General features: G+C 54.0%; 28 protein-coding genes and 1 pseudogene. 6 read left to right on the plus strand and 23 right to left on the minus strand.

The window, feature by feature from the left end:
- Position 1: 1 nt before the first annotated feature.
- The 5 genes from B347_RS27160 to B347_RS0109585 are packed head-to-tail and all read right to left on the minus strand — an operon-like array spanning position 2 to position 3408.
- On the minus strand, positions 2 to 979 hold the full coding sequence (locus B347_RS27160) for a phage tail protein (RefSeq protein WP_019409488.1): 978 nt from the start codon (positions 977 to 979) through the stop codon (positions 2 to 4).
- Positions 976 to 1587, minus strand: coding sequence for a phage tail protein I (locus B347_RS0109570; RefSeq protein ID WP_019409489.1), 612 nt, complete (start codon positions 1585 to 1587; stop codon positions 976 to 978). Before B347_RS0109570 ends, B347_RS27160 begins: the two co-directional genes overlap by 4 nt.
- Positions 1587 to 2498: a baseplate assembly protein gene (locus B347_RS0109575; RefSeq protein WP_019409490.1), complete on the minus strand. Its 912-nt coding sequence runs from the start codon at positions 2496 to 2498 to the stop codon at positions 1587 to 1589. The genes B347_RS0109570 and B347_RS0109575 overlap by 1 nt, the downstream gene beginning before the upstream one ends.
- A complete protein-coding gene (locus B347_RS0109580; RefSeq protein WP_019409491.1) occupies positions 2495 to 2839 on the minus strand; it encodes a GPW/gp25 family protein in 345 nt (114 codons plus the stop codon). The genes B347_RS0109575 and B347_RS0109580 overlap by 4 nt, the downstream gene beginning before the upstream one ends.
- The gene (locus B347_RS0109585) at positions 2836 to 3408 is read right to left on the minus strand and encodes a phage baseplate assembly protein V (RefSeq protein ID WP_026014091.1); all 573 of its coding nucleotides are present in this window, start codon (positions 3406 to 3408) and stop codon (positions 2836 to 2838) included. Before B347_RS0109585 ends, B347_RS0109580 begins: the two co-directional genes overlap by 4 nt.
- Positions 3409 to 3548: 140 nt before the next feature.
- Between B347_RS0109585 and B347_RS0109590 the strand changes: the two genes are divergently transcribed.
- Positions 3549 to 4781: a hypothetical protein gene (locus B347_RS0109590; protein ID WP_019409493.1), complete on the plus strand. Its 1233-nt coding sequence runs from the start codon at positions 3549 to 3551 to the stop codon at positions 4779 to 4781.
- Here B347_RS0109590 and B347_RS0109595 read toward each other — a convergent pair.
- From B347_RS0109595 to B347_RS0109645, 12 genes and pseudogenes are all read right to left on the minus strand, one after another.
- Entirely contained in the window at positions 4762 to 5229 is a 468-nt protein-coding gene (locus tag B347_RS0109595; protein ID WP_019409494.1) for a phage virion morphogenesis protein, read from the minus strand. The two genes, B347_RS0109590 and B347_RS0109595, sit on opposite strands and share 20 nt — an antisense overlap.
- A complete protein-coding gene (locus B347_RS0109600; protein WP_019409495.1) occupies positions 5219 to 5701 on the minus strand; it encodes a phage tail protein in 483 nt (160 codons plus the stop codon). The genes B347_RS0109595 and B347_RS0109600 overlap by 11 nt, the downstream gene beginning before the upstream one ends.
- Positions 5698 to 5883: pseudogene (gene lysC, locus B347_RS26905) on the minus strand (Rz1-like lysis system protein LysC); the annotation flags it as partial. The gene B347_RS0109600 and the pseudogene lysC, both read right to left, overlap by 4 nt.
- On the minus strand, positions 5798 to 6241 hold the full coding sequence (lysB, locus tag B347_RS0109605) for an Rz-like lysis system protein LysB (RefSeq protein ID WP_019409496.1): 444 nt from the start codon (positions 6239 to 6241) through the stop codon (positions 5798 to 5800). The gene lysB and the pseudogene lysC, both read right to left, overlap by 86 nt.
- Positions 6238 to 6441 carry a hypothetical protein gene (locus B347_RS0109610; protein WP_019409497.1) on the minus strand — a complete coding sequence of 68 codons (204 nt, stop codon included), beginning with the start codon at positions 6439 to 6441 and terminating at the stop codon, positions 6238 to 6240. Before B347_RS0109610 ends, lysB begins: the two co-directional genes overlap by 4 nt.
- A complete protein-coding gene (locus tag B347_RS0109615) occupies positions 6438 to 7280 on the minus strand; it encodes an N-acetylmuramidase domain-containing protein (protein WP_019409498.1) in 843 nt (280 codons plus the stop codon). Before B347_RS0109615 ends, B347_RS0109610 begins: the two co-directional genes overlap by 4 nt.
- Complete coding sequence (locus B347_RS0109620) at positions 7277 to 7600, minus strand: phage holin, lambda family (protein ID WP_019409499.1); 324 nt, start codon at positions 7598 to 7600, stop codon at positions 7277 to 7279. The genes B347_RS0109615 and B347_RS0109620 overlap by 4 nt, the downstream gene beginning before the upstream one ends.
- A 45-nt stretch (positions 7601 to 7645) precedes the next feature.
- On the minus strand, positions 7646 to 7858 hold the full coding sequence (locus B347_RS0109625; RefSeq protein ID WP_019409500.1) for a tail protein X: 213 nt from the start codon (positions 7856 to 7858) through the stop codon (positions 7646 to 7648).
- Complete coding sequence (locus B347_RS0109630; protein ID WP_019409501.1) at positions 7858 to 8319, minus strand: head completion/stabilization protein; 462 nt, start codon at positions 8317 to 8319, stop codon at positions 7858 to 7860. The genes B347_RS0109625 and B347_RS0109630 overlap by 1 nt, the downstream gene beginning before the upstream one ends.
- Positions 8320 to 8423: 104 nt before the next feature.
- A complete protein-coding gene (gene gpM / locus B347_RS0109635; protein WP_019409502.1) occupies positions 8424 to 9131 on the minus strand; it encodes a phage terminase small subunit in 708 nt (235 codons plus the stop codon).
- A 10-nt stretch (positions 9132 to 9141) separates the two neighbouring features.
- Positions 9142 to 10149, minus strand: a complete 1008-nt coding sequence (locus B347_RS0109640; protein ID WP_019409503.1) for a phage major capsid protein, P2 family — start codon at positions 10147 to 10149, stop codon at positions 9142 to 9144.
- 45 nt (positions 10150 to 10194) lie between these two features.
- Entirely contained in the window at positions 10195 to 11067 is an 873-nt protein-coding gene (locus tag B347_RS0109645) for a GPO family capsid scaffolding protein (protein WP_019409504.1), read from the minus strand.
- Between the two features lie 150 nt (positions 11068 to 11217).
- Here B347_RS0109645 and B347_RS0109650 point away from each other — a divergent pair, with 150 nt between their 5' ends.
- The 3 genes from B347_RS0109650 to B347_RS0109660 all read left to right on the plus strand — a co-directional run bounded on the left by B347_RS0109650 (position 11218) and on the right by B347_RS0109660 (position 14980).
- The gene (locus tag B347_RS0109650) at positions 11218 to 12975 is read left to right on the plus strand and encodes a terminase ATPase subunit family protein (protein ID WP_026014093.1); all 1758 of its coding nucleotides are present in this window, start codon (positions 11218 to 11220) and stop codon (positions 12973 to 12975) included.
- Positions 12975 to 14027: a phage portal protein gene (locus B347_RS0109655; protein WP_019409506.1), complete on the plus strand. Its 1053-nt coding sequence runs from the start codon at positions 12975 to 12977 to the stop codon at positions 14025 to 14027. Before B347_RS0109650 ends, B347_RS0109655 begins: the two co-directional genes overlap by 1 nt.
- Before the next feature lie 158 nt (positions 14028 to 14185).
- Entirely contained in the window at positions 14186 to 14980 is a 795-nt protein-coding gene (locus tag B347_RS0109660) for a DNA adenine methylase (protein ID WP_019409507.1), read from the plus strand.
- A gap of 63 nt (positions 14981 to 15043) precedes the next feature.
- Here B347_RS0109660 and B347_RS0109665 read toward each other — a convergent pair whose 3' ends face one another.
- The 6 genes from B347_RS0109665 to B347_RS0109695 all read right to left on the minus strand — a co-directional run bounded on the left by B347_RS0109665 (position 15044) and on the right by B347_RS0109695 (position 20993).
- Positions 15044 to 15607 carry a GNAT family N-acetyltransferase gene (locus B347_RS0109665; RefSeq protein WP_019409508.1) on the minus strand — a complete coding sequence of 188 codons (564 nt, stop codon included), beginning with the start codon at positions 15605 to 15607 and terminating at the stop codon, positions 15044 to 15046.
- Positions 15608 to 15622: 15 nt separating this feature from the next.
- Entirely contained in the window at positions 15623 to 15796 is a 174-nt protein-coding gene (locus tag B347_RS26680) for a hypothetical protein (protein ID WP_019409509.1), read from the minus strand.
- Positions 15797 to 17105: 1309 nt separating this feature from the next.
- Positions 17106 to 17795, minus strand: coding sequence for a DUF4145 domain-containing protein (locus B347_RS26555; protein ID WP_157786883.1), 690 nt, complete (start codon positions 17793 to 17795; stop codon positions 17106 to 17108).
- Positions 17796 to 18105: 310 nt separating this feature from the next.
- Positions 18106 to 19155: a putative phage abortive infection protein gene (locus B347_RS0109680; RefSeq protein ID WP_019409511.1), complete on the minus strand. Its 1050-nt coding sequence runs from the start codon at positions 19153 to 19155 to the stop codon at positions 18106 to 18108.
- Between the two features lie 978 nt (positions 19156 to 20133).
- Positions 20134 to 20556, minus strand: a complete 423-nt coding sequence (locus tag B347_RS0109690; RefSeq protein WP_019409513.1) for a DUF6691 family protein — start codon at positions 20554 to 20556, stop codon at positions 20134 to 20136.
- A gap of 2 nt (positions 20557 to 20558) precedes the next feature.
- Positions 20559 to 20993 (minus strand): YeeE/YedE family protein, encoded by a 435-nt coding sequence (locus tag B347_RS0109695; protein WP_019409514.1) that lies wholly within the window; start codon positions 20991 to 20993, stop codon positions 20559 to 20561.
- A gap of 269 nt (positions 20994 to 21262) precedes the next feature.
- On the opposite strand from B347_RS0109695, the gene B347_RS26560 reads away from it, so the two are divergent.
- The gene (locus B347_RS26560) at positions 21263 to 21424 is read left to right on the plus strand and encodes a hypothetical protein (RefSeq protein ID WP_019409515.1); all 162 of its coding nucleotides are present in this window, start codon (positions 21263 to 21265) and stop codon (positions 21422 to 21424) included.
- Positions 21425 to 21569: 145 nt separating this feature from the next.
- Positions 21570 to 22061 (plus strand): GNAT family N-acetyltransferase, encoded by a 492-nt coding sequence (locus tag B347_RS0109705; RefSeq protein WP_019409516.1) that lies wholly within the window; start codon positions 21570 to 21572, stop codon positions 22059 to 22061.
- Positions 22062 to 22163: the final 102 nt, after the last annotated feature.

Raw genomic sequence — 22163 nt, forward strand, 5'->3', positions numbered from 1 at the left:
TTTAGTACCCCTCTGCTTGTATATATAAAGACAAGGCTTGTATTTGACTCCCCCATTCAGCAAAGAAAAGTATGCAGCCCGATACACTTTTTGCTTGAACTGCGAATTGCGCGGAGATTTCAATACCACTTCCACCGTTTGTAGCTTGAAGCGTTGCAGCAATAGATGAGCATTGTTTAGGAAATTGGGTTGGCCATATCACTTGCACAGGGTTGCCGCTGACAATGTCTCCGACATGTAAAAAAGTACGCTGTCGAATTAATCCGGTATCTGCACATAGCCACCAGCCGGATTCACCCATTGATGCAGTGTTTCGCGGAATCCCACCGGGGTAGTCCGATCTTAGAAAGTAACGGGCATCGCTTTCAACCTGGGTCAACGCATCGGTGATGCCATGTCCGGCCAGCGTGTTCGGGTTGCTGCCTTCAATGACCACACCGCGCTCATTAATCGTGACCTTTTGGTAGGTTCCTGCCATACGCGTAGCGGGCAATACTTCAATGATCCACTGGTCTACATATTCACGGGTTGCTAGCACCACACTGGGATCGATTTTTAGCGTGACATTGGTTGCGCTGGTGACAATGAAATTCATCCGTACTACTTGGGTTTTGCCGCTGCCTTGGGCCAGTAATGGTTTGAAACTCGGCGCGCAGTTGGCCACCGCCACCAAGTCACCGCCTTCATCGTAAAGACCAATTTCGCGAATCCACCAGCCACCTTCGTTTTCCGGGATGACTTGCTCGGCTATGATCACGTTGCTGTTCTTGGGGTCGATCTTGACTTGATTCAGTGGGGCTCGACGTTGCTCATGAATCAGCTGTGTTTGCAGCCTGTCAGGAATTGGATCGGTGCCGTTGGCATCACCCACACCCATTTGCGAGAACGACCAAGGGATGCCCAACGCGTCGGCATTAGCTTGTTTGGCTTCCCCGACGGCAGTGAGGATCGCCATGAACTGGCTGTTTTGATCAATCATGAGTATACGTCCAGGGTTTCGATTTGATGTTCGCGGCCCACCGGGCCGAATTGGCCGGTCACCTCAATGTCACGGGGTGCAGGCGGATATACGTCGATGATTTCGCCTTCGTAGACGCAAGAAAAAACGTTGATGAGCCCGGTGCTTTCCAAGCTGATTGCCAACCCGGTCAAGTGACGGCTAACGGGTTTGGCGTCCTCGATCAAAAAGGTCAGCTCCTGATACATCTCTTCGGTGATACCCGAATCCAGCACGCCCACTTCAAGCGCAAATGTGCCGGGAATGCCCTCTGGCAAGGTTTCCCACCATTCGACGACCTCGATCAAAAAGCCCAAGGGCTCTACTACCCTGCGCAACGCGCCAATGGTGCCTTTGCGCGAATGGATGTAATGGGATGCGCGAATGGCTGCCCGTTTGGTGGCTTCGCTCCACTTGCTGTCCCAGCGGTCCACCGAAAAGGCCCATGCCAAATACGGCAACAGACCCACAGGGCAAGTGTTGGGGTTGCACAGTTGCCTTAGTGGGATGGGTACGTTCTGGATTTGAGCCAATGCTTCAGCCGCATGGCGCTCGAGCGGGGTGTCGTTACCAGGCAGCAGGGCGTTCATCACTCAACCCCACGGCCGACGCTAGCATCTGTGCAATAGGGAGCCTGGGCTTTGGTCGCGACAATATCGACCCAGTTTTCTAGCTCTACCTTGCGTACACCTTCGACATGCAAGGCCGCATGCAGGGCGGATTCGGAGACTTCCATTCCCAGTCGACGACGCTGGTTGACGTAGGCGAGCAAGCGTTTTTCTGCTGCGGCCAGAATAGGTTCGGACTCTGGCCCGCTGGACAGTAAATAGAGTGTTGCCTTGACTTGGTAGCGGATGATCTGCGCACTCTGAACGTTCAAACGGTCGGCCACTGGCCGGCGGTCTTCGTCGTTAAGGTAGGTGCTTACAACGTCCAGCAATTCCGCAGAGGCCGCTCCATCGCCGAGCAACGATTGCACAGTAACCACGGCCACGGCCGGCGACGGACTCTCAGCAGTGGCGTCGGCTACCCTGCCATCAGCGGCGCGGGCATGAAAGATATAGCTGTTGCGCGGGCCGGCGGTACTCAAACCTTCCCAGGCCATTTGGGCGCGCTCGCGCAAACTGTCCTCGCTCTCCATCAGTTTCGGTACCGGCGGTACGGCCGATGCATTACTTTGCTGAATCACCAAGCGTTTGACGTTGAAGTTGGCCGCCAACTGCTCAAGATCAGCACCACGGGCGGTGGCTAGTAGGTTGGCAAGGGATGCTTCATTGACCCGCTGCCGCCAGATGGTTTCGCGATAGGCGTTCTCTTGCAGCAGTTTGGTCAATGGTTCGGACTCTAGGTCGAGACGTGCGGCAATTTCTGCCTGTTCTGCAATCGGCCACAGGCTAATCAAGAACGCTTTGCGCTCGGCCAGGATCACTTCGTAATCAATCTGCTCGACGATCTGCGGCGGCGGGAGTTGGCTAAGGTCGATGGCGGCGAAGCTGTTCATACACTGCCCCCCAGTTGCAGCGGCACGCTAAGGCTTAGCGGTTCATTGGTGTTCACCACGCGGCCTTCCAGATCCAACACGGCTTGGCCTTGCAGGTTGGTGCCGTTGAATTGCACACGGCTAAGGCTGATGCGAGCTTCCCAGCGCATTAACGCCATGACCGTGGCTGCGCATACGCGCAGGCGGGTTATGTCGTTGAAGGGATGGTCTACCAGTTCCGGGAGCAGGCTGCCGTATTCACGGCGCATGACGCGGGTACCGAGGCGGGTGGTGAGGATATCGGTGATGGACTGGGCTATATGCGCTTGGGTGTCGATGGCGCCGCCGGTGTGTCGGTTCATTCAGGTACCCCCGTTTTTCCACTGCCAGGCATGACGCCGCTGTGCACGTGATTGACTAAGCTGATGCCGGCCGCTACCACATCCTCTGAAACAGTGACTTTGCCGGTGACAGTTTGATTGCCGGTTTGGGTGTAATCGCCCTGGTGCGTGATCGGGCCGACGATATTGATGCCGCCGCTGCTGATCAGTTGCGTAGTGCCGCCGTCGGCCAATGTCGCGTTGAGATGATGGGCTACGCTGTCGTACTCGATCACCGTGCCGTCTGCGTAAGTACGGCGGTGCAGACCAGTGCGTTCGCCGTTCGCCGGGATGTGATCGCTGAACACGCCAGTCACAACAATGGCATTGGCGAGTTGGCCGGACGGGCTGAGCAGAATGACTTGCTCGTCTACGGTGGGCGGGTCCCATTGCTTGTCAGAGCCTGCGCGGAGGGCGAGCCATGGTAGCCAAGCGGTGGTCAGCGCACCGGTTTTGACCTTCACGCGCGGGGGCTTCATCTGCACGGCGGCGATGACGCCAAAGCGGATAAGGTTTTCGAGCATGCGAGAGAGAGCGGCGAAGTTGTCCATGGCGATGATGGTGGCGACGCGAGTGTGCCAGCGCAGCAGCTTCATCTTGTAAGAGCGGAGGTTACAGGTGAGGGCTTATACGATAGGGTACTTAATTAAAAACAGCCCAAAAAAGTGACGGAATTCAAGGAGCGAAAGATATGCTATCCATCAGTCATCCCAGCGTTATGCGAAAAGTAAACGAAATTTTGATAGGGTTGTTCCCTGTTACTGTGAAAGGGGATTATATTCCGAAGTTGATCGTTAAAGCATCTAAGGAAACAATTCTTACTGCCAAGGTGCGTCGCGAATTTTTAATACACTTAGCTCCATATGAGGTCGGTCAACTAAAGTCTGTTGGTTTTATAGCTACATTTTTTGACGATCAAAACCACCCTCTAACTGTTGCAGGAGCATTGATTAAAGAATTTTCTGGGCGGGAGCTTTCCAAGCTTTTTATCTCGCCACAGGTTGATGTTCATTTTTTTGATGAGCTTGGAAGAGAGCTTTTGGCATACAGAGCGGAATTCAGCTCTACAAAAGCACATCGAGAAATGCTGAGGAGAGCCGTAGTTCCAAGTTTTCAGGGGCTCAATCAGAGTGCAATTCTTACCCAACTGACTGAATGGTTCATGCTTAGTACGCCGGAAGACGATTGCCGTGCAATCAAAGTTAGTTTGACTGAGCCCCTGATGCTCGAGGACATTGTTTATATAGATATGCGTCCAGAAAATCATAGCTATCATGGCAGTCCAGGCTACAGTATGTTTACGTTGGAGCGCGAGGTACCAGGTCCAGCGCAAGAAAAAGAGATAATTGCTCTGCTTGAGAGAACATTTGATTCTGAGAGTATTTATCTGGGACCTAAGCGAACTTATGATAAAGAAGAAGTGGTCGATGTCCTAGTCGTAACTGACGAGAGCGTGATCTTGATCCAAGCTAAAGATAGTCAAAATCTTGAAAGTACTATTAATAAAACTCTAGAGAAAAAAAGGTCTGCTACTAATAAGGCACTGAAAAAAGCAGTTGGACAGGTCAAAGGAGCTATTGGTTACATACGGAAGTACTCACCGTTCGTTGTGATCATGGATGGCGCGGAGGTAGAGATAAGTTTGGAGGGTAAAAAAATATATTCCCTTGTGGTGATGAAAGAGTTGTTTGATGATGAGTATCGTGACTATACGAATCTCATGCTCGAATTGTTCAAGCAAACAGGGATTTCGTGCATCCCATTATCATATGGCGAGCTACACCAGTACTCTCGTTTCATTCATGGAGATAAGGCATTTTTTGAAGCGTTTACGAGAGTGTTTAATCACGGCCTTGAAAGCGGGGAGTTTCCACGCTTGCGAGTACTTCCACCAGGCTCTATCGTCAACGATCAGAACGTGTAAGGTGAACTAAAAGCCCATCCCGGATCAAGTCAAGGTCTGTATTGTTGAATCCAAGCAATTCACGCTGATTATAACGAACGTCCGGCGCACCGCGCTCTGCACGATCCTTCAAACCGAACTGGTGAATCCGGGCTATTCTGGCAATGTGCCCGGTAAAACCAACGCTTATGGCGTTGCTGTCACCCCGGACCTTCAAGTAACTGGCAGTTCGTAGTTTCTTAAACATTGCCAGTTTTCTCCGAACACGCCCCTGTTTACCGCGCAAGTTCCGCTGTTTACGTGGGGCGAACTTGCTGCCGTCCGGGTTCTGCTGGGTAACGATTCGTTTCTGTTGGCTACGCCGCAATTCCTGTCCGATGCTGCGGGCCAGTTTATTGCGCGCCGCTGGCTCCAACCGGGCCAGCAGCACCGCGGCCCAGGTCTCCAGTGCTTCCAGATTATTGGCCATCGGGAACAAACCATTCGCTGGTGTTGCCTTGGGCGCCAGGTCTCCAGTTCGGGTCGAGGTAACCCGCAACGCGCAGCGGCTCGCCGACATGTTTGACGGTGGTGTTGCCGTGTTCGTCTTGGCCGACGATCACCCGCTCTGTCAGCGGCAGGGTCACGCTGAGGTCGACTTTATCTTTGTCGAGGATATCGGCTTCGAACTGAATACCGTTTTTAACCTTGTCGAGGTTTTCCAGCAACTCCGATTGGTTGACGCTGAGCCAGCCGAGTATGGGCAGCATCACGCTGTCTGGGTGACCGGCGAAGTCGGTGAGGATGATCTGCAGGTCAAAGCTGTACTCAAACGACAAGCTGGCGGCAGCGGTACAGCGCACTTTGCCGTTGTCGATGAAGATCAGCAGACGATCGGGGTTGTGCTTGAACTCGGCCACGGTGGCTAGAAGATGTGCGCGCAGGTGCTCGGGCTTGTTCATGGGGTGGCCTGCTGATGTTGGTACACCATGTCGACCTGCGCAGCGCAGGCTGCCCAGGCGGTTTCAACGCGGTCCTGGTCGGTGAGTTGGTCGCCGTTATTGAGTGGACGGGTCGCCGGTAACTGGCAGGGCACCACGGCCGGACAGCCACTGATGATAAGCGTCGGCGCCGGTGACGTCGGGACGCTCGCGCAGCCTGCGAGCAACGTCTGGCAAAGGCTGAGCAGCCCAATCGCGTAGTTCAGCGTTTTCACGTTTCAGTTCCTTTATGGTTCGCTCACGCTGTTGCAGACCTTGGTGCAGTTGATCCTGCTGCGTACGCAGAGCGTTTTGGGCGGCGCGTTCTTGTTGCAATGTGGTGGTGAGGGAGTTGGCGGTGGTGAGGTTACGGTGTGCGTCCTCGCGTGCCCTGGTGGCCTTGGCTTCAGCGAGTTCGGTCTGGGCTTGGGCAACCGTGATGCGTTGTTGCTGGCCCCAGATCAGCAGCGCCACAAGGCCGAGCAGGGCAAGGCCGAACAGGGTTTGGCGCAGGGGGCTCAAGCGCGGTACCAGCCGAGTTTGTTCATGGCGCCGGTATCGAGTTGTTTAATGGGGCCGCGCACGATCACGGCTCTGGCGCCACTCATCAACTGGATGGCTTCGCCTAAAAGCTGCATGTCGTCATGCCCGGTGGATTCGGGCACCACCAGCAGATCGCCGTCTTGCACTTGCAGTTTGCGTATCGCTTCAAAGTCGATCATGACGTCACCGCCTGGCCGCAACCACAGTCAGCGTGGCGTTCGTAGGCGCGCTGTAGCTTGATGTCGTAGAGATTGCGCTGATAGTCCGGCCCATTGTAGAGCTTCGCGAATTCGGCCCATTTGCGGGTTTTCAGAGCCTTGTGTAACGCCGGGTCGGTTTCGATGAAGCGGGTGAAGGCGTCGAACTGCTGCGATTCACCGATACACATGGCTGTCACGAAGTCCTGCACACTTCTGTAGCCGAGGCGCAGCCAGTGAAAGCCCATGATTTGAAAGGCGCCCCATGACGTCGATTCCAGCGCAGAGATGTCATCGATCAGGCGCGCCATGGCAAGGCGCTGGTGTTCAGCCGTGCCGCCGATATACCCGCCTGCTTTCGGGTTGACCAGAGCGGGGTTGGTGATGACAAGTTGGTCGGCATGGCGCTTGAGTTCAGCGGGGTCATCTCCTTCGTTTCGCACCTTGGCGAGCAGGCGATGCATGATGTGTCGCTCAAACAAGATCACCGGCTTGCCATTGTCGAGAAAGCCTCTGCCCCTGGATTCAACCTCGTTGACTGCATAGATGCAGGCCAAAGGAGCGTCGAGGCGTTCAGCGGCGGCTATCAGATCGTTGTTGCGCAGCAGTTGGGCGCAGTCGCCACCGGCCAGGCTGATGTGGGTTTTGCTGCCAGCAATGCCATCGGCTACCAGCCCGGTTTTGAGTTGATAGGCCCGTACGGCGGCTTCAGTAATGTCGCCGTAGTCGCCATCGGGCTTAAGGTTAGCGCCGTGCCGGTTAAGGTTTTTTTGCAGGATGAGCACTGCTTGTGAGCGGTCGCCGTGGCGGAGGGTAGTCATGGTTGTTCTGCCTTGCGGGTGAAAAACTTTTTGGCGGCGGCGCGAGTGCCTTCCACGCCGAGCAAACCGATCACCCCGCCGAAGAACGGCGCAGCCGATGTTGCAATGCCCAGTAGCGCCAAGCCATGACTAGCGGCCAGCGCCAAGGTGCCGCATAGCGGCGCCTCGATCAGCATGCGCCGCAGCGTCCCGCCGCCGTACATGATGCGAAGAGCTGCAATGATCAGGGCCAGAAAGCCGGCATAGAACGTCGGCCAGTGCTGTTCAAGCCAGGCGGCGAGCCAGGCCCATGTTTCGGGACGGTCAGGCATGCGCTTCATTCCGTAGTCCAGTAGTGGTGGGTTCAAGGGCTGGGTGCAGCGGTGTCAGTTCCATAAATTCACCATCTGCCGCTGGGGCGCGCTGGCTTGGGCTTCGGGCATGTTCACCACAAGCCCTTGAGGCAAGACCGGGCCGTGGTCGGCCAAGCCGGGATTTGCCGTAAGCACGGCCTCGGTCACGCCGGCAGTACGGCCGTAGTGCCGCCAGCACAGGGCGTCGACGCTGTCGTTTTGCTGGGTGCGTACGGGGTTGGCCATCAGATCAACTCCACGGTGGTGCGGGGGCGGCCAAGGAAGTCACGGATGGCCCAGCGAAGATCGCGGCGGTAGTCATCGATGTTGGGGGTGAGTTCTACGGCCTTGTTGGCGCCCGTATTGGTCGCGCTATAGTCGCGGTATCGCTCGCAGACTTCGGCGCCGGTCCCGGCTTCGATGGCGCGGCGGTACAGGTGAACCTGTACGGACACGTCCTTGATTCGATCACCTGGTACTTCGTCCAGCGTGGAGTAACCGGCAGCGAGCTGGGTGGTCCGCCATTCGCCCAGTTCGCGGTTGAGGTTGACGACTGCGGCGATCACGGCAGTCTCCAGGCGAGCGGGCGTGACGCTGGCATCAATGCGCAAAGTGGCGCGTAAATGGTCCAGGTCAATCGACGGCCAGAACGGGTCGGTGTTGATACGACCGCTGTCGACTGGGCCGCTGGCTACAAATGCGCTCATGTGACTGCACTCACAAATAGATCGCCGGTGGTCGGGGCTTCACGTTCAGGAGGAGCGGTCTGGCCGATCCGCCCCGAGCCGGCGGGGTGCGTGGGGACGCTCGGTTAGCTGCCAGGTGCAGCGAATCTCTTGAGGAGACGCTCGACGCGCTCCAGATCTTTTTTGCCACCGCAGTTGGTGTGCAGCTCAATGGCGCGGGCCAGATGGGTCTTGGCTTGTTCCAGTGGCTCCGCGACAGCGCTTGCTGTGGCGTCTTCAGCAACGTGTGCCGATAGGGCCTTGCCGATGGCCAGGTGCAGCTTGGCGCGGGCCTGATCGGGCATGTCTTCTTGGGCTGTGATTTGCGCGGTGCGCAGCAGCAGGCTCAAATCAAACGCGCCGCCTGCTTTTTGCGCTTTCAGTGCCGCTTCGGCGATTTCTTCGGCAACGATGGTGCCGGTGGTGCGTTCAAACCGATCTGGCATCAACAGCGAGTGCTTGATCACGTAATCGGCGATGTCCAGGGCGCCGGTGAAGTCGGTGGCGTCCATCCGCCAGACCATCAACGTTGTCAGCACCTGGTCCTGTGCACCTTTGCCCTCGGCGAGCGCACCTTCTACGTAAGGGATGTACTCCGGCAGTAACTGCCGCTTCAGCTCAGCCTTGCCTTCAGTCGATTGCACCTGTTTCAGGCGCAAGTAATCCTGCTGGAGTTTTGCGAGGTGCAGCTCGTATATGGACGCGCCTTCCATGGTCATGGCGGGGCCTGCCACTGCCGCTGCTGCAACGGCGGCTGTGACGCGCTGAAAGTGATGGCGGCAAGGGTTGGTCATGATTGCCGCCTCAGCTCAGAGTGATGTTTTCGGCCATGGCAGCGCAGCCTAGGTCTTCAATCACATAGCTTTCATTGACCGACTCGAAGTTTTCGATGCGGTCCCGTTTAGCGTTGTCGACCACGGTGCGGCGGCGGGTGCCTTCCTGCCAGTAGAGTGACAAGTTGTCGAGGCGAGTCACCAACAGGCCGTTGGCCGGGAAGTGCGGTACACGCACTGCTGGCAAATTACCGAGACGCTTCTGGCTGGTGACGATATCGGCCGCGAGCATTTCAGTCGGCGCCTGCACTTTGTTGATGATCGGGAAGTACTTGTCGGCCAGCAGTTGACGCCCGCAAATCACCACCAGGTCGGTGTCTTCCTGATACCAAGGCTCGATAAATTCATTGACCATGCTGACCACCAGCGCATCGATGTTCTCGAAGTCCTTCCCGGCGCCGATCTGGATTTGGCCGCTGCCTTCAACCACTTCATGCAGGACGCGAGCCGCGTTCTCCACGCGCATTTTCTCCAGCCAGCCGATGTTGACGTCCTGCAACAGCGGGTTGAGTGCGGGGTTGGACGTTGCTGCGCGGCTGGTACCGTTCCAACCGATCATGATCCGGTTGAGGGCCTGGGCTTTGATGATGGCGTCGCGAATTCGCGCCTGAAAGTCTTTGAACTTGGCCCATTGATCAAGCTTCTGGTAGCGGATACCGGTGTCGAAGTTGGTTTGGGTGCAGGTGTACCCACGGTTATCCAGACCGCTTGGGTCGCGCGGTTCGCGGTCTTTGAGGGTGGTGTCGGTGGTGCTGGCGATGGTGCCATCGATACCGATCCCGATTTTTTCACCTGACTGTTCCGACACACCAAACACATTGATGGCACTGAGGAAGGCGCTGGACTCTTGAATGCGAGTTTCGAGGGTTTGCGCAACGCTCGGGGCGGCGGTGAATTTGGTGGTGACGTCGCTCACCCCGTGCAATTGCGCGAGCTGCTGCAGGTAGGCGTTGTACAGGACGCGGGTATCGTTACGCATAGTGTTCTCCGATGTTCCTTGGCTTTGCGGTGCCCTTGATGTCGATCAGCAGTCGGTGACGAGCTTGCCTTCACCACCCGTGGCCGGGGGGCGTGCTGAGAACTGCGGCTTATGCCCGGTGGTGTCCGGGGTGTTTTCGAGTTTTTTGACCAACTCGGCGAAGCTGCTGGACAGCTTGTCGTGAGCCGCTTGCAACGTTTCGCGGGCGGACTTTTCGGCCTTGAAGGCTTCTGCCTGGCTGGCGACATGCTCGGCCATTGCTTCAATGGACTCGCCCAGTTCAGTGAATAGAGCGACGTCTTTGCTTTCTTTGCTTTTGCCGAGGAGTTCAAGCACGCGGTTGAACAGGCCTACGACCTTTACGCTTTCGTCTTCGACTTCCTCGAATTCAAGTGCAACTTCGATGGCCTCGGAAAACAGGTTGCCGGGGTCGCGCTTACGGCTTGCCAGCGGGTTGTTGTCGGGATGTTGGGCACTGAATGTCAGCATTTCAGTGCCCAGGCTTGCCGGGCTGTCGGTAACAGCAATGCCATCGAGGTAGGCCCGGCCGGTGTCAGCGAATTTCGGGCGCAGCTCGATGCTGGTGAACATCTTCTGCCGGGCCTTGTTCATGGTGACCAGGTCGGCAGTCGGTTCGATTTGGGCAAACAGGGCGAGTTTTTTGGCTCCGGCGATTTCGACTTCCTCAGTCTTCAGCGCAACCACGTCGCCGTAAGCCCGAAAGGGGCTGTCGGGCAGCAAGCTGCGCATATGCTCGATCCAGACCCGTGCCCCGTAGGTGTTTTGGCTATAGGTCTCGGCGGCATCGACCAGCCACTGCCGTTCGATCTGGCGACCATCGGTGGTGGCGCCTTCGACGGCAACGCGGAAGAACTTGGAGCGGTGTTTCTTGGCTGGGATGTCGGTTTTGCCGGCCATGCGTGAATCCTCGTGCGGTGGCTGTGTGCCTTGGCGATGAGGGCATGTTGTTGAGCCAGCGCGAGACGGGCAACGATCCGGCCTTGTAGGCCCTGGCATTACAAAGGCCGGAGCGGGCGGGGTTCGCGCGTGGGCGGCAGCATCTGCGCCATGAATGCCATCGCCGAACTGCCCACTGATCACCGCCGCCATGCCAAGCATTTGTACTGGCAGGGCTATCGCGTGTGCGAGATCGCCGAGCTGATCGGGGAGAAGGAAAAGACCCTGCACAGCTGGAAGGCCCGCGACGAGTGGGACCGGGCCACGCCGCTGGAGCGAATTCAGGCCGCAACGGAAGCGCGCCTGGTGCAGTTAATTCTCAAGGATCCGAAGTCGGGATCGGATTACAAAGAAATTGACTTGCTGCACCGCCAATTAGAGCGTCAGGCGCGTATTCAACGCTTCAACGATGGCGGTACCGAAACCGAGCTGAATCCGAACCTGGCCAAGCGCAACGAGGGGCCGAAGAAGGCGCCGAAACGCAACGAATTCGACGCAGAACATATCGAAAAACTGACTGAAGCCTTCATCGATGGCTGCTTTGGTTATCAACTGGATTGGTACAAAGCGGGTAATCAGCGCACCCGCGCTATCCTCAAGTCTAGGCAGGTCGGTGCGACTTACTATTTCGCCCGGGAAGCGTTGATTGATGCGCTGACCACCGGGCGTAACCAGATATTCCTGTCTGCCTCGAAAAATCAGGCACACATTTTCAAAGCCTACATTCAAGCCTTTGCCCGTGAGGTGGTGGGTGTCGAGCTGACGGGTGATCCCATTATTCTGGCGAACGGCGCGGAGTTGCACTTTCTCGGTACCAACGCCCGCACGGCTCAGGGCTACCACGGCAATTTCTACTTCGACGAGTTCTTCTGGACGTTCAAATTCAAGGAATTGAACAAGGTCGCCAGCGGCATGGCGATGCAGAAGCAATACCGCCGAACCTACTTTTCAACGCCTTCGAGCATGGCCCACGAGGCGTATACGTTCTGGACAGGAGAGCGCTTCAACAAAGGGAAACCGGCGGCGCAACGGATCAAGCTCGATGTCTCCCATAACGCTTTGCAACAAGGGCGTCTGTGTGAGGATCGGATCTGGCGACAGATCGTCACCATTCTCGATGCCCAGGATCGCGGCTGCGATTTGTTTGACCTTGAGGAGTTGCGCCAGGAGTACGACGCCGAGGCCTTTCAAAACCTGTTGATGTGCCAGTTCATCGACGATGGAGCCAGCATCTTCCCGTTGGCGATGTTGCAACCATGCATGGTGGACAGTTGGGATCTGTGGGCGGCTGACTATAAGCCGTTTGCTGCACGGCCGTTTGGCGACAGGCAGGTCTGGGTGGGTTATGACCCTGCCGAGAGTGGCGACAGTGCGGGCTTGGTGGTGATTGGCCCACCCATGGTGGCCGGCGGCAAGTTCCGGGTGCTGGAGAAGCATCAGTTCCGGGGCATGGACTTTGCGGCCCAGGCCGAGGCCATTCGCCAAGTGACCAAGCGCTACTGGGTGACCTATATCGGGATTGATATTACGGGCATGGGCTCCGGTGTGGCCCAGTTGGTGAAGCAGTTTTTTCCGAACATCATAACTTTCAGTTACTCGCCTGAAGTCAAAACCCGCTTGGTACTTAAGGCCTACGACGTCATCAAAAACGGCCGCCTTGAGTTCGACGCTGGCTGGACTGACTTCGCGCAGTCCCTCATGGCCATTCGTAAAACCATCACCGCCTCCGGGCGTCAGTTCACTTACACGGCCGGTCGTACCGACGAGACGGGCCATGCCGATTTGGCGTGGGCGACGTTCCATGCGCTGCAAAACGAACCCCTCGAAGGGCAAACCACGGCCAACACCGGATTTATGGAGTCCTACTGATGAGCAGACGTAAGCGCGTTACCCACTTGGCCACCGCTAAAACGCCCATAGAGGGCGAACTGCTGCAGGCTGAATCCGGGCCAGTTGAAGCATTCACGTTTGGTGACCCAACGCCAGTGCTGGATGGGCGAGAGATCCTTGATTATCTAGAGTGCTGGGCCAATGGGCGCTGGTATGAGACACCCATGTCCATGGACGGTTTGGCCAAGACTACGCGGGCCAGTGTCTATCTACAGTCCGGGCTCAACTTCAAACGCAATATGCTGGCTCGGACGTTCGTTCCCCATCGACTGCTGAGTCGCCAAGCGTTCGAACAGTTCGCCCTTGACTGGCTGTGGTGTGGCAATTGTTACCTCGAAAAACGCAGCAACATACTTCGCGACACACTGGGCCTGGTGCCGCCGTTGGCAAAGTACATGCGCCGAGGTGTCGATCTGCAGACGTATTACCAGGTGCGCGGCTGGAAGGATGAACACGAGTTCGCACCCGGTTCGATTTGCCACCTGCGCGAGGCCGATATCAATCAGGAAATTTACGGCCTGCCGGAGTGGCTGGCGGCGCTGCAAAGCGCGCTGCTCAATGAGAGCGCCACACTGTTCCGGCGCAAGTACTACAACAACGGCAGTCACGCTGGATTCATCCTCTACATGACCGATGCCGCGCAGAAAGAAGAAGACATCGACGCTCTGCGCACCGCGCTGAAGAACTCCAAAGGCCCAGGTAATTTCCGCAACCTGTTCGTTTACGCACCGGCCGGGAAGAAAGACGGCATTCAGTTGATTCCAGTGAGTGAAGTAGCAGCCAAAGACGAATTCAGCTCTATCAAAAATATCAGCCGCGACGATTTGCTCGCGGCCTTGCGCATTCCGCCGCAGTTGATGGGCATCGTGCCGCAGAACGCGGGTGGGTTTGGTTCATTGCGGGAAGCTGCTGAGGTTTGGGCGGTCAACGAGCTGGAGCCGTTGCAGGCGCGTTTGGCCCAGGTCAACGAATGGCTAGGGGAGGAGGTTGTCAGCTTCAAGGAATTTGAATTGCCAACAGGGGGCAAGTAGAGCCCCCTGCGCAGTAAACGAGGCGACGATCCGGTGCGCAAACACCGGGCTCGACGCCGAAACACTCGATCTGGCCGAGTGCTCCAACCAAGGCCTCGCCCCACTGCGCAGGGGGGATGAAGCCTAAGCGAATCCAATTGTCTAAACAAGGATCACTTATGAGCACTCCAATAATCCCGTGGATGGGCGGCAAACGCCGCTTGGCAGATCGCCTGATTCCACTGTTCCCACCGCATGAATGCTATGTCGAAGTCTTTGCCGGCGGTGCCGCGCTGTTCTTCATGCGCCCCCAAGCCGCGCCTGTTGAGGTGTTAAACGACATCAACGGCGATCTGGTGACGCTCTACCGCGTTGTGCAAAATCATCTGGAAGAGTTTGTGCGCCAGTTCAAATGGGCGCTCAGCTCACGGCAGGTGTTTGAGTGGCAGAAGATGACCCGGTCCGAAACGCTGACCGATATTCAACGGGCTGCGCGCTTCTTCTATCTGCAGCACCATGCTTTTGCGGGGAAGGTCACTGGCCAGACGTTTGGCACAGCGACTACCGGACCCGCCATCAATTTGCTGCGTATAGAGGAAAACCTCTCAGCGGCCTGGCAGCGGATGTCCGGCACTTACATAGAGAACTTGCCTTGGCTTGAATGCGCTGAGCGCTATGACCGGCCACATACCTTTCACTACATGGACCCGCCTTACTGGCAGACTGCTGGGTATGGGGTGGAATTTGGGTTCGATAACTATGAGCGTATGGCGGATTTCATGCGGCGCTGTAAGGGCAAGGTGATGGTCAGCATCAACGATCACCCGGATATTCGGCGGGTGTTTGATGGGTTCCACTTTGAGGCGTTGGATATTCGGTACAGCACAGCCAATCAGCGGCAGGGCAGGCCGGAGGTGAGTGGGGAGCTGGTGATTATGAATTGGGTGCCAGAGGAGTTGGGGAGGTTGTTTTGAGTTGAGGGTTTTCGTAGCTGCAGCACCAAGCCGCCCACTGAGGCGGCTTTTTTGAGCGTGGAGTCAGTCTGCGTCTTGCACGAGTTTGTTCAAGTCTATGAACATGACGGGTTCCTTGCGGGCCCTGTTGTCTTCTGTATCCAGAAGTGTCATGCCAATTTTTTCATAGAACTCAATGGATCGAGCTTTTGCGTCTGTAATCAAAAAACGGCAACCAACATTCTGAGCAATGTGATCTGCCGCCATTGCGATGGCAAATTCCATAAGGACTCGGCCTATTCTGTTGCCCGCATATTCAGCATGGCTGGCTAGGCGAGCGACCTTCAAGGCAGGCATTGAAGAGTAGCGGTTTGCATGCTCGCAATCTTGTAGAGGATACGTGCCATGCAGCTCAATTTCACTGCAGGTCAGCGTGATGTAGCCAATCACCCGAGGACGAGCATTAGGCTCTAGTGGGGGGAGGACTGCCACGTAGGTCACTGCAACGTTGGCAATTTGGTATTCGAGCGCATTTTGCTGGATGAAAGACTTCAAGGGCCTCAGATCTTGATCTGGGCCCAAGGAGAATTTGTTAGGTTGATGAAGCGGGTCGAGCTTTTCTATGAAGTAATCAATGCCTGGTTGCATCGGTGCTCACTTAGATTAGCGAGCGCGTGCAGCTTGGTTATTTAAAACCTGGCTCAGGAGGGCGCGACCACGTGCGTATGAAGCCTTTGCCTTTTCATTGGGCTTGTCTTCGCGCATGTGTTGAACAAAGCGTGCTGCGTCAGCATCACTCAGCTCAACGCGGCTGAAAGTATCACTTTTGATTGCCATTGGCGTTTCCTTGCAGCAATACGTGCTGCGAATAGATCGGCTTAGCCGAAACCTCACCGGACATGTGTCGGGCTGGGTTAAGCGTGCTGAAACGCTTGTTCCTCATTTTTGAGCACATCCACTCTGCATGTCAACACACGCAAGCACTTTGAAGGGGTCACACCTGGCTTAAGCGACGAGTGTCAATCGCAGTGTTCACTGCAGCGTGCATTAGCTATTTGCATCCCCCCCTCTGGTTATTGAAGATTGCGGACGTTTTTTGTTCAACAGGGTTCGTTCGCACCTGGCGCGCGCCGTCGTCCCCCCACCTCGCCTGCGGGCTAAATGGGTCGCTTATTCTGCACCCCTGCAGACTACTCGCGGCGGGCCAGGCTGGGCGCGTGCTTGGAGTTTTGGAGAGGGCAGAACCCTGCGGAACCCTGCGAAGATGGAGGTTTTACGCAAAGTTTATAGGCACGCACGGACACCTGATTTCTGTAGGTGCCACGGGAAAGGGGTAAGTTTTTATTTGAGGCGGGTGTTGTGAGTTGGAAGGCCCGTGTTTACTGGGCTGCAGGCCTAACTTCGAGGGGTTAGGTTGGGTTAGTTTAAAAGTTAGGAGTTCGTAACCATCTGTTTTTAAAGGAATAAATATATTGAATATTTAACAGTTTTAAAGGTTAGGAAATAACCTTACCTAACCGTAAAGCTAACCTTGTCAAACACTCCAAAAGCCGTTACAGGCAAGGTTTTCAGGGCATCCAGCAAAAAACTAACCTTCCTAACCTGTTTCCCGTGGGTCAACATGAAAACGTGAAATATGCTTTAGGCTCGATCTTTACGCTCACGTGTCCGCACTCTCACGGACACAGCGTCAGATGTTGGCGTTTGCAGGCGATGTTTGGATTGGAGTGACACGCACCGGCGATAATCACAGCGGTAATCATACATATGTGGCTTCATTGGCCAGAGGAGCGTTGTCGCAGGAGTTGGGTGGTCTGAAAGCGATAGGAAGAGGGGCTATGGCGCGCTACCAAGCATGTATTACACGAGCTGTTGAGTTTAGCAAGCGATGCTAACCTGGCCATAATTAAAGGCAGCAAATGGCCAGAAGCGAGCTTTCGAAGATATTGCAGCAGGGTGTTGTAACTTGCCGTGCAGCTTCCACGTTGAGTTATGTAAGTCAGTTTTGATACTAAGTGTGTGACATTCGTTAATGAGTAATAGGATAACGTTGCGTGCGAGCAGTCATGTGATATTACATGCGTACCACAAATTTAAAGGTGCAAAAAACCCGCACTATGACGGGCTTTTCGTAAGTTGTTTATAGCTACTCTCGCGCTAGGGACTTCTCAAGTTCTGTTATCTGTGATGGCAGAACATAAAGGTAGGATATCAGGTAGTCGAGTAATTCAACCATATGCTTGGCTTGAGCTTCGCTTGGTTCATGCTCTGCATCGAAATGTGCCCCTAGGTTGCCGCCGGCTCGTATAACATGTGAAAGCGATTCGAGTGGCGCAGCCAAATCGACGTTGTTCTTCACTTCGTCGATAAGCTGAAAAAGCGACTTGCTCCTTTTGCTCTCTTCCACGCGGTACTTAAATATGCCCTCTAACGTCCGCCTTGCTCCGACCGCCGTAGCCGGAAAATTTTGGGAGTTAAGTGAATCTATCGTGGAGAACAGAGCCTTCTGAAGAGGCTCCGGGACATCACTTGGCAATTTCGGATGGGGATATCCAAACTCTGAGGCTGGATACATAAAAACATCATACTCCCGATCTCTACCATTTCCATTGGCGTCTTTTGTTGATTTGATAGTCCAGAAAAATACCGCTCGACCGCAACCCGGACAAATCCCAGTCGAAGCTACGGAGTTGCGGTTCTGGTCGGTAGTAATACTGCTGAGAGAGAAAATAACTTTTTCTGCACAAAATGGGCATTGAGCGCTAATAGATGTAGCTACTTTGAGGATGCCAGATGTTCCCCAAACCTTAACTTGTTTGTCTTCGATAAGCTTCAATGATTAGGTCCTTTTTTTAATTTTTTAATTACTGCCGTGCGTCAGAACGCTAGCAGTAACAAAAGCCAAGTGACTTTCATGGTGGTTACTCGGCAGGTTAACTCTTGCTAATACTTTGCTATGATAGTTTCGTTATGAGGTAAGGTTTTGGTATGAAGACTCCTGCGAAATATTGGGTAATTTAAAGTTCATAACCGTTTTCGTTTTTCGAATGATTTGCCATTATTAATTGCTGGTTTTGTTAAAAGCTTATCAATCATTGTGCATAATCCTAAATGCATAGAGTCCTCTTCGAACCGCACTGTGCATTTTAGGGGTATGACTGCCGCATACTGCGAATTTGCCCAGATTTTTTCTCATCTACTTGGGGGGAATCTCCAAGATGTGTTTTCGATAATGACCTTTTATGCTTCTGCGTCCGCTTACGTACCGCTTTCCATTTTCCCTGATCCATTGGATTACATCTCGATGACCCAATAGGCAGTAAGCACTCCCAGTAAAATTCAAATGATTTTCGATGACTATCTGGGATGCCAGCAGTACCTAATCGCTGTCCGAATGATGGAGAGAGTCGCCATAGTGCTCTTATAGGCGCAGCATCAGTCATGATGAAAGACTGGTAAAAGAGGTACTTGAGTTCATATATCGTAAGTTGAGATGATAAAATGGCTAAATAACTTTCTTTTCGCTCAGCTGCATGACTGTCTTTTTCGATCATATTTAGCAGTGCGATGAATGTTGCTATATATCTTCCTTGCCTGATAAACACCGAGTGGGATGTTTGAAACAGCAAGTAGACGTATTCTTCCTTATCCTCAATATGGTCAGGAAATTTGTAGCTTTTGTGTTTGCGCCATGCATTATCAAAACGGGTCAGGAATACGCTTAGCGCATCAATCCCATAAGATTTTTCGTGAGAGGAAAGTATATTGTTTGCCGATAGAGTGCTTAGGTTTTCTTTGTAGAGAGTCAGTAAACGATAGAATGACTCTTCAAATTGCTGTTGCTGAAAGGTTTTGCTTTGAGTTTTTATCTCTTGACGCGTCTCTGATAATTCCTCACGAGTAAGTTTAAGATCTTCACGCTGGAGAAAAATGGTTACCAACAATCCCATAAATCCTAGGCCTGTAAACAAAGCATTGAGGGCGCCAAAGCTGTCCCCAAAGGTGCCAGATTTATCTATCGATAACTCGCTTACCGGCCAGGTGAGCCAAATCAGCGATACCGCGAAAGCACCTACCGTAAGCACAACAAGCAATGTTCCTGCAGCAATTACCTTCTTCACATTCAACGTTGGGGTTCGCCCATCGCCATTTGGGGCGGGCTTTTCGTGAAAAAAGTTAATCAATCGATCAAGCATTGTGTTCGTCCTTGATGGCTCAGCTATTGAGCGAAAATCACGACCCATGATAGCCATATGATATCTTATTCATCGCAAGGGTTCGAGAGAGCGTTTTTACACATTCTTGGCCCTTAGCACTGCTCCGCAGAGGATAGCTAAGGATCGATTGCCGCCTGTCGTGAGAGGCTGCGCGTCACTGCGTTGAAGTAGTGTTGGTAAAAAAGTGGTACGGATTCTTACCGAGGTTCTACAGCGCTTGTATTACGGGGACTGTAGAGTTGATCAGTCCAGTCCATCATAGGGGCCACACTGAAGCGGCGGGACAGCGCAGGGCTTGATTCTGCAGGGCTAAAGCTCATTTTTTGAATCATTTTACTCAACGTGTTCTTGGCGGTTTTGGGGCGTTTTCAGGTGTTTTTCTCATATCGGTGGTAAAAGTTACCACTTCAGAACTGACGTTTACCACTTTCCCTATGGCTACGATCCGAACAAGAAAATTGACTGACGGGCCTGCGATGTATACGGCTCAGATCCGCATCAAGCGCGACGGAGTGCAAGTCTACCAAGAGAGCCAGGCTTTCGCCCGTATACAGGCCGCCCCATGGGCCTCAGATCGTGATCTGGCCCTAAGGGAGATTTATTCGGTTGATGAAGCGGGTCGGGCTTTTCTACTAAGTAATCGATGCCTGGTTGCATTGGTGCTGACTTAGATTAGCGAGCGCGTGCAGCTTGGTTATTTAAAACCTGGCTCAGGAGGGGCGACCATGTACGTATGAAGCTTTTGTCTTTTCATTGGGTTTGTCTCCGCGCAAGTGTTGAACAAAGGGTGCTGCGTCAGTGTCACTCCATGTCTCGGGATGGGTTTATAAGATGTCCTGACGCGCCTGCCTATGCAGCGCGCGAGTGAAATCGATCAGGTGTTGCCGCATAGGGGGCAGTCGATCTAATCACGCAAAGCGTGATAGCAGGACATTGCGAGGAGCGTGTTGTGCATGCTCAGTAAGACGTGCGCCGACTTTCCAAAGTAGAGAAAAAGTACATGCCGGCCAGCATGGCTAAAAAGAATATGAGGGCTTGCCAATGCCAGGTAAGTAAAAGAGCGACTGCTGGCCCAGGGCAGATTCCTGCAATTCCCCATCCAATACCGAACAACAAGCTGCCACCAATCAAACGTGCGTCTAGCTCGTTTTTCAGTGGTAACTGCATGCGAGCTCCCAGCAAAGATTGCTTTTTCTTACGCGCCCAATTTAGAGGGATGACCGCTACTGAGATGGCACCTACCATAACCAGTGCGAGTGACGGATCCCAGGCCCCAGCCACATCAAGAAAAGCCAATACCTTAGCGGGGTTTGCCATGCCTGCCAGTAGTAGACCCAATCCAAATATCAAGCCTGCAGAAAAAGCAGCTAATTTGATCATCTTTAAACTCCCAGCACATGGCGACTGACATATACCGTCGCAAATCCAGTAGTCATAAAGCACGCCGTTGCTACGATGGAGCGAGGTGATAGTCGAGAGACCCCACATACTCCGTGGCCGCTCGTACAGCCCGAACCGTAACGCGTTCCCACGCCAACGAGCAGACCCGCTATGACGAGGGCAGGCCACTCTGCATTAATCTCTATCTTTGGTAAGACAGTGAACGCTCCCCACAACAATGGCGAAATCACTAGGCCAAGCAGAAATAATGCTTTCTCGCTCCAGCCTTCACTGGCAAATTGCATCATACCTCCAAGCAAACCGCTGATGCCTGCGATACGGCCATTTGCGAGAACGAACACGCTGACGGCTATTCCTATTAAGGCTCCACCGCACAATGCAGTCCATGGCGTGAAGTTGATCCAATCAATGCTCATTTTGTATCTCCTGCACAAAGGGGCCGGTAAAGGACGTTGATAAGCGAAGCATAATAACCATTCGTACGGCCCGGGGTATCTGCGCGGAAAATGCCCTGAGGCCAGATAGAAATCGGTGATCAATTAAGATGTGTTTGGCAGACGCTTTTCTGCTGGGTTAAAACGCTGTTTATCTAGCATTTTACTCAGAGTGTTCTGGGCATCTTTTAGGACTCGGCGGCACGATGCCCCCAGTTTTCGTTAAGCCAGCAAACGGGAGATCATAAGCTATGACCCAGAAACGTGATCCGGAGAGAGTGGATACGGCAAACCCAGAATGGTCGGCTGAAGATTTCGCCAAGGCCAAGCCAGCAAGCGACGTGCTGGCGGGATTGTTCGGCAACGATCAGGCAAAGAAGATGCTCACTTTATTAAGCACGCAAGTTCGCTAAGGCATCTGTTTTCTGATGGCTTACACGGTCTTGTTATGCATGAGACGGTGCAGTGTCACACCACAAATGCCCGTTTAAACTTTCGCGCTATTTGAGTAGATTGTGCTCAGCTAAAAGACTGGAACCTGGATATTAAGGACGCGCCATGAAACTGACTCATAGGCCTGTGAAGGCCGAGGACGTGAAAACCATCTGCAGTTTTCCTTCTGATGCCCAAGAACTGTATTTCATGTTTCCCAAGGCTCAGTATCCGCTGACGGAGGAACAGTTGGCTGATTCGATTGCCCAGCGATTCGAGTCGACGGTAGTCGAAGCCGAGGGTCAGGTCGTTGGCTTTGCTAACTTTTATCAGGCCAAAGTGGGTGGCCTGTGTTGTATCGGCAATGTAATCGTTGCACCGCAGGTACGTGGTAAAGGGGTAGGGGCCTTAATCGTGGAGACCATGACCGCGCTAGCGTTCGATCGTTATGACGCCACAGAGGTTCAACTTTCCTGTTTCAGCCAAAATATAGTGGGCTTGCTGCTTTATCCGAAGCTGGGCTTTACGCCCTTTGCTATCGAAGAGCGAGCGTCTGTGGACGGTTCACGAACCGCGCTCATCCATATGACCCGTGGCAGAACGGCACCCATCGTTTGATTGGTTCATCGGCGAGTTATTAATTGCCTAAGATGCAGCCTTTAATCGTGGATAACAGCCGCTTGGTTCAAATCGTCAGCACCTTGTTGAATGCTATTCGCA

It is taken from the genome of Pseudomonas psychrophila HA-4 (genome assembly GCF_000282975.1).
Taxonomy (GTDB): domain Bacteria; phylum Pseudomonadota; class Gammaproteobacteria; order Pseudomonadales; family Pseudomonadaceae; genus Aquipseudomonas; species Aquipseudomonas psychrophila_A.

Bases quoted from the DNA above. Each gene is read 5' to 3' on its own strand.
- B347_RS27160 (WP_019409488.1), bottom strand. From the start codon at position 979: ATGATTGATCAAAACAGCCAGTTCATGGCGATCCTCACTGCCGTCGGG.
- B347_RS0109570 (WP_019409489.1), bottom strand. From the start codon at position 1,587: ATGAACGCCCTGCTGCCTGGTAACGACACCCCGCTCGAGCGCCATGCG.
- B347_RS0109575 (WP_019409490.1), bottom strand. From the start codon at position 2,498: ATGAACAGCTTCGCCGCCATCGACCTTAGCCAACTCCCGCCGCCGCAG.
- B347_RS0109580 (WP_019409491.1), bottom strand. From the start codon at position 2,839: ATGAACCGACACACCGGCGGCGCCATCGACACCCAAGCGCATATAGCC.
- B347_RS0109585 (WP_026014091.1), bottom strand. From the start codon at position 3,408: ATGGACAACTTCGCCGCTCTCTCTCGCATGCTCGAAAACCTTATCCGC.
- B347_RS0109590 (WP_019409493.1), top strand. From the start codon at position 3,549: ATGCTATCCATCAGTCATCCCAGCGTTATGCGAAAAGTAAACGAAATT.
- B347_RS0109595 (WP_019409494.1), bottom strand. From the start codon at position 5,229: ATGGCCAATAATCTGGAAGCACTGGAGACCTGGGCCGCGGTGCTGCTG.
- B347_RS0109600 (WP_019409495.1), bottom strand. From the start codon at position 5,701: ATGAACAAGCCCGAGCACCTGCGCGCACATCTTCTAGCCACCGTGGCC.
- B347_RS0109610 (WP_019409497.1), bottom strand. From the start codon at position 6,441: ATGATCGACTTTGAAGCGATACGCAAACTGCAAGTGCAAGACGGCGAT.
- B347_RS0109615 (WP_019409498.1), bottom strand. From the start codon at position 7,280: ATGACTACCCTCCGCCACGGCGACCGCTCACAAGCAGTGCTCATCCTG.
- B347_RS0109620 (WP_019409499.1), bottom strand. From the start codon at position 7,600: ATGAAGCGCATGCCTGACCGTCCCGAAACATGGGCCTGGCTCGCCGCC.
- B347_RS0109625 (WP_019409500.1), bottom strand. From the start codon at position 7,858: ATGGCCAACCCCGTACGCACCCAGCAAAACGACAGCGTCGACGCCCTG.
- B347_RS0109630 (WP_019409501.1), bottom strand. From the start codon at position 8,319: ATGAGCGCATTTGTAGCCAGCGGCCCAGTCGACAGCGGTCGTATCAAC.
- gpM (WP_019409502.1), bottom strand. From the start codon at position 9,131: ATGACCAACCCTTGCCGCCATCACTTTCAGCGCGTCACAGCCGCCGTT.
- B347_RS0109640 (WP_019409503.1), bottom strand. From the start codon at position 10,149: ATGCGTAACGATACCCGCGTCCTGTACAACGCCTACCTGCAGCAGCTC.
- B347_RS0109645 (WP_019409504.1), bottom strand. From the start codon at position 11,067: ATGGCCGGCAAAACCGACATCCCAGCCAAGAAACACCGCTCCAAGTTC.
- B347_RS0109650 (WP_026014093.1), top strand. From the start codon at position 11,218: ATGAATGCCATCGCCGAACTGCCCACTGATCACCGCCGCCATGCCAAG.
- B347_RS0109655 (WP_019409506.1), top strand. From the start codon at position 12,975: ATGAGCAGACGTAAGCGCGTTACCCACTTGGCCACCGCTAAAACGCCC.
- B347_RS0109660 (WP_019409507.1), top strand. From the start codon at position 14,186: ATGAGCACTCCAATAATCCCGTGGATGGGCGGCAAACGCCGCTTGGCA.
- B347_RS0109665 (WP_019409508.1), bottom strand. From the start codon at position 15,607: ATGCAACCAGGCATTGATTACTTCATAGAAAAGCTCGACCCGCTTCAT.
- B347_RS26680 (WP_019409509.1), bottom strand. From the start codon at position 15,796: ATGGCAATCAAAAGTGATACTTTCAGCCGCGTTGAGCTGAGTGATGCT.
- B347_RS0109680 (WP_019409511.1), bottom strand. From the start codon at position 19,155: ATGCTTGATCGATTGATTAACTTTTTTCACGAAAAGCCCGCCCCAAAT.
- B347_RS0109690 (WP_019409513.1), bottom strand. From the start codon at position 20,556: ATGATCAAATTAGCTGCTTTTTCTGCAGGCTTGATATTTGGATTGGGT.
- B347_RS0109695 (WP_019409514.1), bottom strand. From the start codon at position 20,993: ATGAGCATTGATTGGATCAACTTCACGCCATGGACTGCATTGTGCGGT.
- B347_RS26560 (WP_019409515.1), top strand. From the start codon at position 21,263: ATGACCCAGAAACGTGATCCGGAGAGAGTGGATACGGCAAACCCAGAA.
- B347_RS0109705 (WP_019409516.1), top strand. From the start codon at position 21,570: ATGAAACTGACTCATAGGCCTGTGAAGGCCGAGGACGTGAAAACCATC.